The 15,151-nt window shown below is 55.4% G+C and carries 13 protein-coding genes and 1 pseudogene; 6 read left to right on the top strand and 8 right to left on the bottom strand.

What is annotated here, in order from left to right; genetic code table 11:
* The first annotated feature begins 56 nt into the window (after positions 1–56).
* Entirely contained in the window at positions 57–1,574 is a 1,518-nt protein-coding gene (gene abgT, locus ACN1CO_RS11420) for a p-aminobenzoyl-glutamate transporter (RefSeq protein WP_419139075.1), read from the top strand.
* Between the two features lie 182 nt (positions 1,575–1,756).
* Here abgT and ACN1CO_RS11415 read toward each other — a convergent pair whose 3' ends face one another.
* Together ACN1CO_RS11415 and ACN1CO_RS11410 are read right to left on the bottom strand one after the other, a co-directional pair.
* The gene (locus ACN1CO_RS11415; protein ID WP_419139074.1) at positions 1,757–2,398 is read right to left on the bottom strand and encodes a hypothetical protein; all 642 of its coding nucleotides are present in this window, start codon (positions 2,396–2,398) and stop codon (positions 1,757–1,759) included.
* Positions 2,398–4,656 carry a M23 family peptidase gene (locus ACN1CO_RS11410; protein WP_419139073.1) on the bottom strand — a complete coding sequence of 753 codons (2,259 nt, stop codon included), beginning with the start codon at positions 4,654–4,656 and terminating at the stop codon, positions 2,398–2,400. Before ACN1CO_RS11410 ends, ACN1CO_RS11415 begins: the two co-directional genes overlap by 1 nt.
* A 135-nt stretch (positions 4,657–4,791) precedes the next feature.
* On the opposite strand from ACN1CO_RS11410, the pseudogene ACN1CO_RS11405 reads away from it, so the two are divergent.
* Positions 4,792–4,902: pseudogene (locus tag ACN1CO_RS11405) on the top strand (AbgT family transporter); the annotation flags it as partial.
* 76 nt (positions 4,903–4,978) lie between these two features.
* Here ACN1CO_RS11405 and nadS read toward each other — a convergent pair.
* A complete protein-coding gene (gene nadS / locus ACN1CO_RS11400) occupies positions 4,979–5,263 on the bottom strand; it encodes a NadS family protein (RefSeq protein WP_083070360.1) in 285 nt (94 codons plus the stop codon).
* Between the two features lie 378 nt (positions 5,264–5,641).
* Here nadS and ACN1CO_RS11395 point away from each other — a divergent pair, with 378 nt between their 5' ends.
* The gene (locus tag ACN1CO_RS11395) at positions 5,642–7,051 is read left to right on the top strand and encodes an MFS transporter (RefSeq protein WP_419139072.1); all 1,410 of its coding nucleotides are present in this window, start codon (positions 5,642–5,644) and stop codon (positions 7,049–7,051) included.
* Positions 7,052–7,097: 46 nt separating this feature from the next.
* On the opposite strand, the gene ACN1CO_RS11390 is transcribed toward ACN1CO_RS11395, so the two are convergent.
* Genes ACN1CO_RS11390 through ACN1CO_RS11380 form a run of 3 tightly spaced genes read right to left on the bottom strand, consistent with a single transcriptional unit; the run spans position 7,098 to position 10,940 of the window.
* A complete protein-coding gene (locus ACN1CO_RS11390; protein ID WP_419139071.1) occupies positions 7,098–8,408 on the bottom strand; it encodes a c-type cytochrome in 1,311 nt (436 codons plus the stop codon).
* Positions 8,409–8,418: 10 nt separating this feature from the next.
* The gene (locus tag ACN1CO_RS11385) at positions 8,419–10,203 is read right to left on the bottom strand and encodes a GMC family oxidoreductase (RefSeq protein WP_419139070.1); all 1,785 of its coding nucleotides are present in this window, start codon (positions 10,201–10,203) and stop codon (positions 8,419–8,421) included.
* Positions 10,204–10,205: 2 nt separating this feature from the next.
* Positions 10,206–10,940, bottom strand: coding sequence for a gluconate 2-dehydrogenase subunit 3 family protein (locus tag ACN1CO_RS11380; protein ID WP_419139069.1), 735 nt, complete (start codon positions 10,938–10,940; stop codon positions 10,206–10,208).
* A gap of 276 nt (positions 10,941–11,216) precedes the next feature.
* Between ACN1CO_RS11380 and sbmA the strand changes: the two genes are divergently transcribed.
* The 3 genes from sbmA to ACN1CO_RS11365 all read left to right on the top strand — a co-directional run bounded on the left by sbmA (position 11,217) and on the right by ACN1CO_RS11365 (position 13,343).
* Positions 11,217–12,458, top strand: a complete 1,242-nt coding sequence (gene sbmA, locus ACN1CO_RS11375; RefSeq protein ID WP_419139068.1) for a peptide antibiotic transporter SbmA — start codon at positions 11,217–11,219, stop codon at positions 12,456–12,458.
* A 232-nt stretch (positions 12,459–12,690) separates the two neighbouring features.
* The gene (locus ACN1CO_RS11370) at positions 12,691–13,047 is read left to right on the top strand and encodes a type II toxin-antitoxin system RelE/ParE family toxin (RefSeq protein ID WP_419139067.1); all 357 of its coding nucleotides are present in this window, start codon (positions 12,691–12,693) and stop codon (positions 13,045–13,047) included.
* Entirely contained in the window at positions 13,044–13,343 is a 300-nt protein-coding gene (locus tag ACN1CO_RS11365; RefSeq protein ID WP_283546492.1) for a helix-turn-helix domain-containing protein, read from the top strand. Before ACN1CO_RS11370 ends, ACN1CO_RS11365 begins: the two co-directional genes overlap by 4 nt.
* Before the next feature lie 157 nt (positions 13,344–13,500).
* Here the strand turns inward: ACN1CO_RS11365 and ACN1CO_RS11360 are convergent, their stop codons facing one another.
* Positions 13,501–13,710, bottom strand: coding sequence for a DUF1471 domain-containing protein (locus ACN1CO_RS11360; RefSeq protein ID WP_003855705.1), 210 nt, complete (start codon positions 13,708–13,710; stop codon positions 13,501–13,503).
* A 212-nt stretch (positions 13,711–13,922) separates the two neighbouring features.
* Positions 13,923–15,110, bottom strand: coding sequence for an MFS transporter (locus ACN1CO_RS11355; protein ID WP_419139066.1), 1,188 nt, complete (start codon positions 15,108–15,110; stop codon positions 13,923–13,925).
* Between the last annotated feature and the right edge of the window lie 41 nt (positions 15,111–15,151).

Raw genomic sequence — 15,151 nt, 5'->3', positions numbered from 1 at the left:
CCAGCGTCAGACAAGGCCTCTGCCGATAAAGGGAACACAAGACGAGAATCAATACCATGGAAGCAACATCCGAGAACCGCAGCCCCGGCCGGCTCTTCAGCTGGATCGAGCGCGTGGGCAATAAAGTGCCCAACCCGTTTTTACTGTTTGTCTATCTGATCGTGGTGCTGATGGTGGCGACCGCCATTATCAGCGCACTGGACCTGGCGGTGAAGAACCCCAGCAACGGCGAAATCGTGCGGGTGAACAACCTGCTGAGCGTCGCTGGTATTCAATGGATCCTGCCCAATATCATTAAGAACTTCAGCAGCTTTACCCCGCTGGGATCGATTCTGGCGCTGGTGATTGGTGCCGGACTGGCAGAAAAGGTCGGCCTGTTACAGTCGCTGATGGTGAAGATGGCATCGCGCGTCAGCCGTCGTTACGCCAGCTATATGGTGCTGTTTATCGCCTTCTTCAGCCACATCTCCTCGGATGCCGCGCTGGTAGTAATGCCGCCGCTGGGCGCGCTGATCTTCCTGGCGGTAGGGCGTCACCCGGTCGCAGGCCTGCTGGCCGCCATTGCCGGTGTGGCCTCTGGCTTTACCGCCAACCTGCTGATTGTCACCACCGATGTGCTGCTCTCGGGGATCAGCACTGAAGCGGCGAAAGCGGTCAGCGATACGGTGCATGTCAGCGTCATCGACAACTGGTTCTTTATGGCCACCTCGGTGATTGTGCTGACGATTGTGGGCGCGCTGCTGACTGATAAATTTGTCGAGCCGCGCCTGCCGCAGTGGCAGGGCAACGGTGAGAAGCTGGCGGCACTGACGCCGCTGGAGAACCGCGGTCTGCGAGCTGGCGGGATCGCCGCGCTGCTGTTTATCGCCGTGATGGCGCTGCTGGTGGTGCCGGAACATGCGCCGCTGCGCAATCCCGCCACCGGCGCCATTATTCCCTCGCCTTTTATTCAGGGCATCGTGCCGATCATCATTCTGTTCTTCTTTGTGGTCGCCATTGCTTACGGCGTGGTTACCCGACAGATCCGCCGCCCGGATGACATCCCGCAGCTGCTGGTCGATCCGATGAAGGGCATGGCGGGCTTTATCGTGATGGTGTTTCCGCTGTCGCAGTTCGTGGCGTTCTTTAACTGGAGCAACATGGGCAAATTCATGGCGATCGGGCTGACCGACGTGCTGGAAAGCGCAGGCGTCAGCGGCGCACCCGCGTTTCTCGGATTGATGTTCCTGTCGGCGTTTCTCTGCATGTTTATCGCCAGCGGCTCAGCGATCTGGTCGATTCTGGCTCCGGTCTTCGTGCCGATGTTTATGCTGCTCGGCTTCCATCCCGCCTTTGCCCAGATGATTTTCCGCATCGCCGACTCCGCTGTGCTGCCACTGGCACCGATGTCGCCGTTCCTGCCGCTGTTCCTGGCCTTTTTGCAGCGTTACCAGAAGGATGCGCAGCTCGGCACCTATTACGTGCTGATCTTCCCCTATCCGCTGGTGTTCTTTATCAGCTGGATAGCGCTGCTGATGGTGTGGTATCTGCTGGGCCTGCCAATCGGGCCTGGCGTCTGGCCGAAACTGCCGTAATGCAGAGTGCCACGGATGGCATACATACAGCGCATGTTGGATTTAAATCGCTGTCGATTAAAAACGTGCGCTAACAAGTTAATAATCTGTTTAATTTACATTTAATTTTTTAGCTTCTGTTACGGAATATCAGCAAAAGCTGCCAGTAGCTTACTGGCAGTTTAGAAAAAATTTTATCTCATCTACTTTTCCGGCAATCCCATTTCGACGGTCTCAAGAGATTTGAGCATATAGGGGGTGAAATCGACTTCCTTACCGTCGACGAGGTTGACCATTGAGCCTGAACCACAGAAAGAAAAATAGCTCTGTTTTTGTATCAGGCAGAATGACAGTTTTTTCTTCACCCCTTTCTTTTTTTCCTCCAGGGGAATATTGCGATTTACTACCGCATAGCCACGAGCATTGACGGACCGAATGTTATACAACTCCAGAGGCTCAAGCTCGCTCAGGCTTTTAATGCCATAAACTTCAAGGGATCGCTGAGTACCTTCCTTGCTCAAAATGTACTTTTTCTTTTTCCAAAGCCCTGCTTTTTTATCAAGATAGACCTTTTCAGGTAATGCTTGCCCCGGTCCGTATCCGTTGCTGATGACATCAACAGAGAAAAGACAAAGCCAGGTATCCGATTGTGGATATTCGTTACGCTCGGGAGGATGAAACATTTTTAATGAAATCACTTTGCACCCTGATATGGTCGCCAAATAATTACTTGAACTAATTTGATTAAATAAATTTTCATTGAATTCATCTGGATTAGAGATCCCCGGGGTTATTTTTCCTGAGGAAAAAAAAGGGATTACCATCAGCAGTAATAATTTTTTCATCAGCCTATCCTTAGCTGGTCGGATTCGGGTTTTTCGTTGACCGGGTTGTTATGGCTGTCCGGGAATTTCTGCTCGGTGAGGACGGCTATCGCGCTGCCGTAGACGCAGCAGCGGGTATCAAAACCATTCAGCCCCTGATAGCGGGCGTTATCGATCTGACTTGGCAGATTAACGGCAGCGCTGGCCCGCCAGAAAGCCTGGCTGCGGTAGTAAATCTTTATCCCGCTCCGCCGGGGGGTGACACTGCACCGCTCCAGCACGTGTTCGGCATCCGCGTAGGGGGCCATATTCATTGAAACCCAGTAAAACCCGGCGCTGCTGGCCGCCTCATGCAGATCGCTGCTGATGTTATTCCGCCAGCGGATAATGTTCTCCGGGACGTGGTTTTCGGTATCAGACAGGTGATTGTCGGTGTAGCGAAGGGGCCGTTGTGCATACAGACGACTGTATTCATTTATCAGGGTGTTCCTGATATTTTCCGGGCAGGCTCGCCCACGGAAGCTGAAATAATTAAAGTAGTTTTCAGGGTTAGTTAGCTGTAACAGGCCGCGCCCGTACCACGGGTAGTACCATATGTTGTAGCGCCGGATGACCTGACGCGTGCGCGGGTCTGTTTCCGTATAGCGGTACCCTTCCTCCATCGATCCCAGCCAGGCCGTTTCCTGAATGCCGTTCCCCAGCAAACAGGCGATGCGCCGCGGGGTGGTAATCAGGTATTTCTGCATTGCCCTGTTCATGTGCGTACGGATATTGTCCGCGACACTGCCAGCACCGTCCCGGTAGTTGTTGATGGCCTCCCAGCGGTAATCATTGCGCCCGGCCATTCTTAATGCGTTCCGGGGAATGATCTGCTTCAGTTCTGATTTGCTTAGCCAGCAACACTTGCGGAAATGGGTGATGAAGGTTTGCGGATGGAAATGCCACAGCCTGCCTGTGCCAATTGTGCCGGTATCAAAGCACAGCGCTGAGGCATGGCTTTTCAGCCGTTCATAGTCTTTTTCAGACATGGCCGGAACATCTTCAGAGCCGATTCTGAGCCAGGCATAACGCTGGTCAAAGGTGGCAGCATTCCACTCCAGCGGAAAACGGCAGACCAGATGGCTGCTCAGGTCGCTGAAACGCCCGCTGTCCTGTAATCTGGCGATAAAGGGAGAATTACACTGGCTATTATTGTCCGTGTCATCGTCCACCATCCGCCAGCCCGTCCAGTGCGGGAAGTCGGCATCGCTGAATTTTTTGATGTCAGAAGAAACCAGATTGACCATACCCGTTCCGCCGGGGAAGCTGATGGTACGCCACAGCGGGGCATCAGCAGGCGTCAGGGTTTCATGTTCAGCACTGATGACCCGCCCGAAACGGAGCAGTTCGAACCCGGCAGACGGATTATGCGGGTACAGGCGTCTGGCTGTCCGGTAAAGGTTGTATTCATACTTCCCAGCAGTATTTTGGCTGCTATCAAGCGGATTAGCATCTGCATTCACCAGCGGCTCCCCCACGGGGTCGAAACATGCCTCCGTGATGGCGTTCTGCCTGCGGGTGAGCATCGTGCAGTCGCCTTTTTCAAACGTCATACTGACGAAGAGTGGTTCCGTAGTGGTATGAACAGTATTCAGGCGGTCCGTGTCCGGTGAGGCAGCGTCAGACACCGATTCATAAAAGTGTGTACCGGGTGGCAGATAAAAATGGATATCGCCATATAGGGTATCGGTTCTGCCGTCACGGGTGATATCGAGTTTGGGCGTGGTGCGTCCGGTCAGTTTCAGCATGTTTTCGCTGTCACAGAACACCTCAAAGTGAAAGGCGTTCACGTTATCCACCGTACCACGCTGCCCGATGCGGTCCTTGCGCCAGATTCTGGCGCCGTCCCTGATGGCGGGGGCCAGCCGTTCCCGTAGATGCATGTACAGGGAGTAGTACACGACGCTGCAGCTTTCCCCGATATCGGTTTCATGCTTCAGCAGGACATAGCCGTCATCGGTTCTGCCATTGTAATTCAGCGGAAAGGTATCGCGGCGGTCAGTGGAGGACGGTGCGCGACAGGAGACCACTACTCCGTCGGCGATGGCGCGGACAAACTCAGTACGATCGTATCCTTCCTCAGTGCGGTCGGTGTGGAGAACGTGCACGCCCCCATGCCACGATGCGTGTCTGTTGAGCGGGAAGTCCTTATTGATATCCACGGGCATCATTCTGCTGACCCATGACGGATCACTTTCTCCGGCGTTCCGGGGGCGGACAAACGGCGGGCTGATTATCATGCTGACTCCCTGTCGTGTCTGAACTCTGAGAGCTGCAGGGTAACGCACCTTTTTACACAAACGTTGATTTCGAACAGGAAAAGAGCGAAGCCATTATGTTGACTCAAAATTTTTAAGCCGTGAAACAGGCTGTAGGTGATCTTTCCCTATCCGCTGGTGTTCTTTATCAGCTGGATAGCGCTGCTGCTGGTGTGGTATCTGCTGGGTCTGCCGATTGGGCCGGGCGTCTGGCCGAAAATACCTTAAAGCACAGTGCCACCGATGAATGTTTCATCGGTGGCACGTTTTATTTTTTGTTAAACGGCGTGCAGGGAACAGCGGCTCATTGCGCCGCCAGCTCCTTAAAAAATTCCGGGTTTTTCTGGATAGTGACCAGTACTTTAGCTGCCAGCCCGGTCGGGTTTCGCCGTCCGGCTTCCCAGCTCTTTATGGTATCCAGGCTGGTTCCCAATGCCGTCGCCATCTCGCTCTGTGAGACGTTAAGCTGTGCCCGGATAGCTTTCACATCTGCCAGCGCATGCCGGGTAACACGACCGGGGGCTCTGACACCGTTTTTGATCTCCACAGCTTCTTCCAGCGATGCTTTCAGCTCGTCAAAAAAACTCACGTTACACCTCATCTTTCCGTAATTGGGTCAGCTTCTTCAGCTCAGCTTTTCTGCGTCCGTGAAGAAGATGTAACAAAGCGGGCCTATGATAGCGCAGTTGCGCCATTTGCCTCCATGCAAGTGTGCTGCCGCGTGACCGGACTGAGAGACAGCGCTGAGTTTGCATGCAGATTCTGGCCTGGTCGCCGCTGCCGGAGTGCGCCCGCCACGGATGGCAAAACCTGCAACGTACATTGCTAAATAGTCAGCAACGCCCCTCTCGGCAACGGCGGATGAATTGACTATTCTGCTATTTCTTCGCTTGCTAACGGTTAACTATTTTAATAAGCCTCTGACCGGCTGCGAGTCGTATCCACATTGCCTGAGGTTCACGCTGATATGACCACCACTTCCACCAGCCTGCCGCCGATGCACGCTTCATCGGCGGCCCGCAACAGCTTAGCCGCACGCGTTGATGCGCTGCCCTCCTCCGCCGGATTATGGCGCTTTATCACGCTACTGGCGCTGGGCGGATTTTTTGAGCTTTATGACCTGTTTGAAACCGGCTATATCAGCACCGGCCTGCTGTCGGCGGGCGTATTTCACACCGGCGCGGCAGGCGTGCTGGGTTTCTCCGATCAGGCGGCGTTCGCCTCAGCGACCTTTCTTGGCCTGTTTTTTGGTGCCAGCCTGCTGGCACCCTACGCTGACCGCTTTGGCCGCCGTCTGACCTTTATGTGCGCGCTGCTGTGGTATGGACTGTTTTCGCTGCTGATGGCATTCCAGCAGAGCGCGGAGATGATTATTCTGTTCCGTTTTCTGGTGGGCATCGGGCTGGGCGTCGAGCTGGTGACCATTGATACTTATCTGTCGGAATGGGTGCCGAGCCATCTGCGCAGCCGCGCTTTTGCCTTCTCCTTTTTCGTGCAGTTTTTGTCGGTGCCTGCCGTGGCGCTGATGTCCTGGTGGCTGATCCCGCAAACGCTGCTCAGCCTTGAAGGCTGGCGCTGGGTGGTGATCGCGGGCGCGGTCTGTTCGCTGGTGATCTGGCTGGTTCGCAGAAATCTGCCGGAGTCGGCGCGCTGGCTGGCGCAGCAGGGTCGTCATCAGGAGGCGCATCAGGTGTTGTCCGCGATGGAGCAGCGCTGTGGCATCTCGCCCGGGCCTGCTGTCCAGGCCGATGACGCGGCGGCGCAGTTGCCAAAACAGGGGCGTTTCAGTGAGATCTGGTCGCCCGCTTACCGCAAGCGCACCCTGATGCTGGTAGTGATGAACTTCTTCCAGGCGATTGGCTTTTTCGGCTTTGGTAACTGGCTGCCTGCACTGCTTTCAGGCCGCGGTGCCACGGTAACGCATAGCCTGCTCTATGCCTTCTTCATCACGCTGGCCTATCCGCTGGGATCGCTGATCTGCAGCCGCTACGCTGACAAAATGGAGAATAAGTGGCAGATCGTTCTGTCGTCGCTGATGACGGTGGTGTTCGGTACGCTGTTCGCCTTCCAGACACAGCCGGTACTGCTGATTCTCTGCGGTTTCCTGATCACCTGGTCCAACGCCTGGCTGACCTTCAGCTTCCACGCCTATCAGACTGAGATCTTCCCGACCCATATCCGGGCACGGGCGGTCGGCTTTTGCTACTCCTTCAGCCGCCTTTCTACGGTCTTCAGCAGCATCCTGATCGGGGTGATATTGCAGTATGCCGGAACGCCAGGCGTGATTACCTTTATCGTGCTGAGCATGGTGATGGTGATGCTGTCGGTGGGGATTTACGGGCCGAAAACGCGCGGAATCGATCTGGAGAATATCTAAAAGGAAAGGCCGCCATCCTGATGATGACGGCCTCTTTTACTGCCGGTTATTTGCCTTCCAGTACTTTGATATCCGCACTGCCCAGCCGATCTTTCTCATCTTTACGCAGTTCAGCGACCTGTTTCGCGCTGACCTGCTCCGACGCCTTGTTGCCCCAGCTGTTGCGCACGAAGTTTACTACGTCTGCAACCTGCTGATCGTCGAGGCGCCAGCCAAATGCCGGCATGGTAATGGTCGATGGCGCACCGTTCACGCCAGGCAACTGCCCGCCCACCAGCACGATATGGATCAGTGAGGTAGGATCGTCTGCCAGCACTACCGGATTGCCGCGCAGCGCCGGATAGAAGCGTTTATAGCCGCTGCCATCGGTTTTATGGCACGCCGCACAGCTGTCGACGTAGGTTGCAGCACCGGTCTGGCTATCATCGCCACGCCACAGCGCTTTTGCCGTGGCATCATCCACGCTAAACGCCGCCTGATGCGGATCCTTCGCGCCCAGCGACTTCAGATAGCGCGCAATGGCGGTGATATCGGACTCGCTCAGGTGCTGCAGACTGTGTTCCACCACGTCGGTCATGCCACCGAAAGCAGCGGTCTGATCGTTGCGGCCATAACGCAGGAACTGACGCAGATCCTCTTCGCTCCAGCGTCCTAACCCATCACGGTTATCGCCGCGCAGATTGCTGGCGGTCCAGCCATCAATCGGTGCGCTGCTGCCCGCCAGATAGTCACTACCTTCCTCGTTGGTCAGCGCCTTCTCCTGCATGGTGATGCTACGCGGCGTGTGGCAGGCCCCGCAGTGGCCCAGTCCTTCAACCAGATAGCGACCGCGTGCCAGCACCGGATCTTCCTGAGCGGCAGGCTGGAATGCTTTTACATCGGGCGCAAAAATTCCGCGCCAGATTGCCAGCGGCCAGCGCATCGACAGCGGCCAGGGAATATCACTCTCCCGGTTAGGCTGACCGACCGGCGCAACGCCATGCATGAAGTAGGCGTAAAGCGCCTTCATGTCCTCATCGCTGACCACCGCGTAGGAGGGGAATGGCATCGCCGGATAGAGCGTATCGCCATTTTTCGCTACGCCGTGACGCACCGCCTTCTGGAAGTCGTCGTAGCTGTATTCACCAATGCCGGTGTCGCGATCGGGCGTGATGTTGGTGGAGTAGATGGTGCCAATCGGCGTCGCCATCGGCAGACCACCGGCAAACGCCGCGCCGCCTTTGCTGGTGTGACAGGCCACACAGTCACCGGCGCGCGCCAGATACTCACCCCGTTTAACCAGATCGTCCTGGCTGCTATCCGCCAGTGCGGCGAACGACAGGGAGCCAAGAATCAGAGCCAGAATGCCATTTTTCATCGCCATCTCCTTATGCCTGCACCAGTGGACCGGGGTTTTTCAGGTAGTGTTCGCGAATCGCTTTGGCTGACCAGTAGGTCAGCGCCGCCACCATGCCGGTCGGGTTGTAGCCCAGTCCCTGCGGGAAGGCTGATGCGCCAGGTACGAACACATTTGGCACGTCCCAGCTTTGCAGATAGCGGTTAACCGCACTGGTTTTGGGATCGTCGCCCATGATCGCCCCGCCACTGATGTGGGTGGTCTGATAGACCGTGGAATCAAAATGGGTGCCCGGCTTTTTCGCGCCGCCGATGATCATCTTCGGATTCATCGCTTCGGCGATATTGCGCATCTTACCGACCATAAACTGCGCCATTTTGATGTCGTTCTCCTGCCAGTCAAAGGTCATGCGCAGCAGCGGCTGTCCATAGGCATCTTTGTAGTTAGGATCGAGATCGAGGTAGTTAGCGCGATAGGACTGGTGTGCACCGTGCGCATCCATCGACAGATGATGGGTGTAGGTATCCGCAACCGCCGCTTTCCATTTGCTGCCCCAGTTGGGCGTACCCGCTGGCACCGGCAGGCCGGAGATCGGTTTTGTACCCGCCTGGTTGACCCAGAATGGTGAACCGCCGACAAAGCCAAGCGGCCCGTGGTCGAAGTTATCCGCGTTGAAATCATCAACCGCAACGCCCGCGCCACCCGCACCGATAAACGGATTAGTGGTGGTGTTTTTATCAAACAGCGCCTTGAGCGTAGAGAGGTTCTGATAGGCGAAGTTGCGGCCTACCGTGCCTTCATTGGTCATCGGGTTGTACGGTTTGCCGATGCCTGACAGCAGCATGAGATGCACATTGTGGAACTGGAAGGCGGAGAGGATCACCAGGTCAGCGGGCTGAACCTGCTCGCGTCCCTGACCATCCACATAGGTCACGCCGGTTGCACGCGTTTTGTCATCGCTGAGATTGACCCGCAGTACATACGAGTTGTTGCGCAGCTCAAACTTCGGCTCCTGACGCAGCGCAGGCAGTATGTTGACGTTCGGCGAGGCTTTTGAATACATGTAGCAGGCGTAGCCGCTGCAGTAACCGCAGAAGTTGCACGGCCCCATCTGCGCACCATAGGTGTTGGTATAAGGCCCCGAAGTATTGGCGGACGGCAGATCGTAAGGATGATAGCCGACAGACTCTGCCGCCTGAGCAAACAGCTGCGACGAGTAAGTGCGCTTCTGCGCGGGCAGCGGGAAGTTATCTGAGCGATCGGGCGCAAACGGGTTACCGCCTTTATCTTTGCCGATCACTTTGCCCTTGATGCTCCAGGCGCTGCCTGAGGTGCCAAAGACTTTTTCCGCCTTGTCGAAGAACGGCTCCAGCTCATCATAGCTGACGCCAAAATCCTGAATCGTCATGCCTTCCGGGATGAAGTTCTTGCCGTAGCGCTCTTCGTAATGGCTGCGCATCCGCAGCTCAATCGGGTCAACGCGGAAATGGACGCCCGACCAGTGCAGGCCTGCACCGCCGGTGCCGGTGCCAGGCAAAAACGCGGCCAGCTGGCGATAAGGCACCGCCGTCTGAGAAGCGTCATGACGAATCGTCACGGTACTTTTAGAGAGATCCTGGAACAGCTTTTTGCGGACGTTATAGGTCAGCTCATCAATGGACTGCGGATAGGAGCCATCGGGATAGGTATCGCGATGCGGCCCGCGCTCCAGCGCCAGCACGTTAAGGCCCGCTTCGGTCAGCTCTTTCGCCATAATCGCGCCTGCCCAGCCGAAGCCGACAATCACCGCATCCACTTTTTTCATTTCGTTTGCCATGCTTAGCTTCTCTCTCCGCGAATCGACACTGACGGGAACGGATACCGTTCGCCACGCTCTACCCAGTCCATAAAGTCGGCGCGTGCGCCAGGGAAGTTGATCAGCTTCCAGCCGACCATGCCCTGATTCCCGCCGTGGATAGGATCGCTGAAGAAGCCTTCACGGGTATTCTGCAGCAGGAAGCTGAAGAACACTTTTGCGGGCAGCTGGCTGAATTCCGCGCTGCCACTCTCCATCGCTTGCAGTAAAGCATCCTGCTGTTCGCCACTCAGTTGGGCGAACACTTTGCCGTGCTGCTTTTTGCTGTAGTTGTCGGCATCGGCCAGACCGAGGCGATAGATTTGCTGTGGCACCAGCGGCAGCTGATAGCCCAGCTCTTTCGGCAGATCGGGATTAAACGGCCCCTGCATATACCAGTTCGAACCCGTGGCATATGGCGTGTTCATCTGACGATCGATAAACTCCGGCACACCTGCTTCCAGCGCACCCGGCCCGCGTTCGTCGCTGGGGATCAGACGCGCTACGGCGGCGGTGATAAAGGCGAACTCTTCGGCGGTGAACCAGTTCGGCTGATAATCACGTGCCTTCTGTGGCCCGGCCGGGGTTTCCGCCGCCTGCGCGGCCAGCGGCAGGGAGAGCGCGCCCATCGCTGTGGAACCTACCGCCATTGCGGGCGCCAGGGTAATTGTCTTCAGCAAAAAATCTCTGCGTGAATGACCCTTTTTTTGTTCTGACATGACATTGCCTCATTCCCGCGCTGACTGGCGGTATGAAAAAAGTGGTGATTGCGTTGTAATGGTTTTTATCAGCAGATTCAGGCACGGAGCCTGGTTGTTACCGGTAACAAACCGCCATATTGTATCACTGCCATTCACAAAGATTTAGTTCCAGGAAACAAAACCGCACAATTTCATTAACATCTATCACCTTCCTGTCATGAGCAGAAACAACAGACTACAGACAGCGACCCGCCAAAAACGTTATAACAGGCAACACACAACAGCGGAGTGCCTATGTTTAAGTCTTTTTTTCCGCGGCCAGCGCTGTTTTTCAGCTCTGCGGCTGTCTGGAGCTTATTAGCGATTTTTGCCTGGTTCGGCTTTGCCGCGCATCTTCCCGGCATCTGGCCCACTTTTGAAACAGCAATGAAGCAGCCCCTGCCGACCACGGCGGCGCGTTTTATCGCCGTGAGTCAGCTCTGGTTCTATCTCTATTACTGGATAATGGTAGCCATTTTTGCCGTGGCCTGGCAGCTTATCGATCCGCATCCATGGCAACGCTGGTCGGTGTGGGGTTCTGCGCTGATCATCTTTGTCACCTGGTTCGGCGTACAGGTCGGTGTGGCCATCAACGCCTGGTATGGTCCGTTCTACGATCTGATTCAGAAAGCGCTGACTAAAGCGGGATCGGTGCAGATTGCAGAGTTTTACCATGAGGTGATCTCTTTCCTCGGCATCGCATTAATCGCGGTGGTGATTGGCGTCCTCAACTCCTTCTTTATCAGCCACTGGGTTTTCCGCTGGCGTACTGCCATGAATAACTACTACATGCACAACTGGCAGCGTCTGCGTCATGTCGAAGGTGCCGCACAGCGTGTGCAGGAAGACACCATGCGGTTTGCGACCACGCTGGAAAACTGGGGGGTGAGTTTTATTCAGGCCATTATGACGCTGGTGGCGTTTTTGCCGGTGCTGGTCGCGCTGTCACATCACGTTAAAGATATTCCGATCCTCGGCAATATTCCTTACGCGCTGGTGATTGCAGCTGTGCTCTGGTCGGTGTTCGGCACCGGATTGCTGGCGCTGGTCGGGATTAAGCTGCCGGGGCTGGAGTTCCGCAATCAGCGGGTTGAAGCCGCCTACCGTAAAGAGCTGGTCTACGGCGAAGACAATGCCGATCGCGCCGGGCCACAGACGGTGCAGGAGCTGTTCAGTCGGGTGCGGGTTAACTACTTCCGTCTTTACTTCCACTATCTCTATTTCAATATCACCCGCATTCTCTATCTGCAGGTCGATAACGTGTTTGGTCTGTTCCTGCTGTTCCCGTCGATTGTTGCGGGCACCATTACGCTGGGCTTACTCAACCAGATCACCAACGTGTTTGATCAGGTTCGCGGTTCTTTCCAGTATCTGATCGCCTCCTGGTCAACGCTGATCGAACTGATGTCGATCTACAAGCGTCTGCGCAGTTTTGAGCAGATTCTGGATGATGTGCCGCATGACGAGATGAAGCGCGAGGCATCGGAAGAGGTGTAGCGAGTGAGGATTGCGGGTCAGGCCGATTACCGCCCTGCTCTCTTCAGCAATCGGACATCCCGCAGAGAGCCTGCAGGACTCCCATAACAGCAGGAAGCTGATAGTCTGGCCCGCGCAAGCGGGCTTTTTTATTGCTTAGATTTGCCATCATGCATGTTATCCGGCTTGAATTTATAAGCTGCAGCTTATAATCTGTAAACTATATGACGGAATATATACAAGGAAGTATGTCATGTGGACCGTGCTATTGAGCCCGCGTTTTGAAAGCTGGCTAAGTGAGCAGGAAGAAGCCCTGCAGGAAAAAATGTTAGCGGATCTGGGAAAGTTAAAAGTATACGGCCCTGATTTGCCACGCCCTTATGCGGATACCCTTAAGGGCTCACAGTACAAGAATATGAAAGAACTCCGCGTACAGTTTGCAGGAAAGCCAATTCGGGCATTTTATGCTTTTGATCCTGTACGCCAGGCTATCGTGTTATGTGCAGGTGATAAGAGTCATGACAAACGTTTTTATATCCGAATGATACGCATTGCTGACGAAGAATTTTCAGCATGGCTGGCTGAACAGCAAAGGAAAAATAATTCATGAGAACCCTGGATGATGTTATCGCTGGCTTCTCCCCTGAGAGTCAGGCGCGAATCAAAGAAATGTCTGATGAAATGGTTCTGGAGGTCGGGCTTCAGATGATTCGTGAAGAGCTTCAGTTATCGCAGAAAACGCTTGCCGAGGCCATGGGGGTGCGTCAGCCTGCCATTGCTCAGATTGAGCAACGCGGGAATGAGATTAAAGTTGCCACACTCAAACGCTATATCGAAGCAATGGGCGGAAAACTCAGTCTTGATGTGGAGCTTCCAACCGGAAAAAGAGTGGCTTTTCACATCTAAGCCTTCTGGTCTGCGAAAATCGATTTAGAAATAAAAAAGCCACTCGTCAGAGTGGCTTTTTCGTTTACAGAGTCTGGAAGTAATAACCTTATACCTCACTGAAACGCCGCCAGGACGCCCGGGGGCGTCCTGGCGGCACAAGAGGGTACAACTTAGCTTATTTCAGCAGCTCAGCGGTCATGTGAACGCCGTTGTTGGTGTAGGCTTCAGTGATTTTATATGAAGCACCAGCATCCTGAGCCTGCGCAGCGATTTTCGCTTCGGCACCATCCAGCGTAGAGTCGACAGCGGTCACGGATTGGGCGAAGCTGGCGAATGGCAGAACTGAAAGCGCGATAACTGCTGCAAAAGTTTTGATAGATTTCATGGTCAATTCCTCAGTTAATTTTTATCAGGTAAGGCGTGCTGCCTTGTTGATAGATATATTAGTCCGGAAGTTGATCAGTAAAAAGCGGAGGGTTTTGCTTATCTCATTCAGAAAAACTGATGGTAAAAGGCACATTTCGCACAGTTATCACTCAAAAGGTTAATAATCCAGCTTCAATTAAAAAGGCAGCATAACTCGCTGCCTTCAGAAGACTAACCGTGATGCCTGACCCGGCTGAAGATGGTCAGCGCTGCCAGCAGCATCAGTACGCCGCTGGCGACGAACACACCGCCTGCGCCGCGCAGGTCAAACATCCAGCCGCCCGCTGCTGCACCGACGGTAATCGCCAGCTGGATGGTGGCGACCAGCAGACCGCCACCCGATTCCGCATCATCCGGTACCGCGCGCGAAATCCAGGTGGACCAGCCAGTTGGCATCGAACCAAACGCCATTCCCCAGATCGCCACACCTGCGCCGACCAGCCAGCTGACATCACCAAAGCTCACCAGCATCAATGCGGTGACGCTCATTAACAGCGCCATGCCACTCAGCGTCAGCGACACGCTGCGGGTGACGAGGAAACCGGCCAGCGAGGTGCCGAAGAAGTTCGCCACGCCAAAGGCCAGCAGCACCAGCGACAGCTGATTGAGGTTGAGCTGTGCGACGCCTTCCAGGAACGGACGCAGATAGGTGAAGAAGGCGAAATGGCCGGTAAACATCATGATCACCGCCAGCATTCCCCAGCGCATTACACCGATACGCAGCAGCGCCAGCACCCCGCCGTTGCGGGCTTTGTTCTCTGCCGGCATCGCGGGCAGCGTAAAGAATTGCCACAGCAGGGCCACCGCACCCAATCCGGCGGTCAGCATAAAGATGTTGCGCCAGCCCACCAGTCCGCCGAGATAGCTGCCGAGCGGCGTGGCGATAATGGTCGCCAGCGAGATACCGCTGAAGACAATAGAGAGTGCTCGCGGCACCTGATCGCCGGGCACCAGCCGCATGGTGATGGCGGTTGAGAGCGTCCAGAAGCCACCAATGGCCATGCCCAGCAACACCCGCGCCAGCAGGATGATCGTCAGATCGGCCGCAAAGGCCACCATCAGCGCCGAGGCGATCAGCAACAGTGAAAAGACCAGCATGACAATGCGGCGGTCGATGCGCCGCGTGACACTGCCGGTAACCAGACTGGTAAACAGCGCCACCAGCGCAGTGATGGTGACGGTCTGTCCCGCCTGCCCTTCTGAAACGCCAAGGCTGTGGGCCATCGGCGTCAGCAGACTCACGGGTAAAAATTCGGCGGTGATGAGGCTGAACACCCCAAATGCCATTGCAAATACCGCGCCCCAGGCGGGACGGGACGGCGAGGAAACCTCATCAGCCACTTCGGTTGTCAGACTCATGCTGCTTCTTCGGAAGATAAAAAAGTGAATGTGAGCATAGA

Origin of the sequence: Pantoea sp. R13S299 (assembly GCF_048515925.1) — a bacterium.
GTDB lineage: Bacteria > Pseudomonadota > Gammaproteobacteria > Enterobacterales > Enterobacteriaceae > Pantoea.
The sequence above is the reverse complement of the archived record's forward strand: the minus strand, read 5'-3'. Positions and strand labels throughout refer to the sequence as shown.